This window comes from Kitasatospora sp. NPDC059747 (assembly GCF_042732955.1).
GTDB lineage: Bacteria > Actinomycetota > Actinomycetes > Streptomycetales > Streptomycetaceae > Kitasatospora.
On sequence record NZ_JBHWGV010000290.1, the window covers coordinates 1 to 1,104 of the forward strand.

Sequence of the window (1,104 nt, forward strand, 5' to 3'; positions counted from 1 at the left end):
ACTGGGCGTTTCATCCCTGACCCGGTGGCTCATGTTCCTCGCCAGGTGGGGGTGCTTTCGCCGGTGAGTCGGCGGGTCATGAGGCCGATCATCGCGACGTGGATCATGGCTTCCGAGCGGGCGGAGAGGCTTCGTAGTCGCGTGCCAGGCGGCGGTGGTTCATGAGCCAGCTCAGAGTGCGTTCGACGACCCAGCGGCGGGGCTGGACGACGAATCCCCTGGTGGCGGGGTCGCGGCGGACGATCTCGACATCGATTCCGAGGGCGGCGCCGTGCTCGACGACGGCGTTCTTGTAGCCCATATCGGCCCAGGCTTTGCGCAGGGTGGGGTGGTCGGAGGCGATCTGGGTCAGCAGCTGTCGGCCGGCGGTGCCGTCCTGGACGCTTGCGGCGGTGACCAGCACCGCGAGGAGCAGGCCGATCGTGTCGGTGATGATGCTGCGCTTGCGTCCGGTGATTTTCTTCCCTGCGTCGACGCCCTGGCTGGAGGCGGGGACGTTGGTGGAGGTCTTGATGCTCTGGGAGTCGATGATGCAGGCCGTGGGCTCGGGGTCACGGCCCTCGGCTGTGCGGACGAGGCGCCGCAGCAGGCCGTTGAGCTGGGCGAATGCGCCGTCCCTCTGCCAATGGGTGAAGTAGGCGTAGACGGTTTCCCAGGGCGGGTAGTCGTGTGGGAGGTAGCGCCAGGGGATGCCGGTACGGTCGACGTAGAGGATCGCGTCGAGCAGGTCGCGCAGCTCGTGCTCGGGCGGGCGGCCGAAGGCGAGGGCGCGTGCGGTCCGGGCCTGTCGCCAGGCGGTCAGCGTGGGCTCGACCAGGGCCCATCGGGCGTCGGACAGGTCGCTCGGGTACGGTCGACGATCCGTCATAACGACGGCATACTGCGGAATCCCGCTTGCGCCCATAGGCCGCGGAACTCAGGGGACAACGGTGCTCCAGCCCGGCTTCCTGGGATCAGACAGGAGGAACCGCGTAAATCCACCGGCTCTTTGTATGCAGGCGCCACTTCCATCACCATGGGCCCGCTGGCCACCACACTCGACTCGGCGGAGCGCGCCGCGAACCGGCATCAAGCGATGCGTCTGAGGGCGAAACGCCCAGTTAG

1 pseudogene is annotated in these 1,104 nt (G+C 67.8%); it reads right to left on the minus strand.

The features are described from left to right. Window positions 1–29: 29 nt before the first annotated feature. Window positions 30–868 (minus strand): annotated as a pseudogene (locus ACFV4G_RS43550) (IS5 family transposase). Between the last annotated feature and the right edge of the window lie 236 nt (window positions 869–1,104).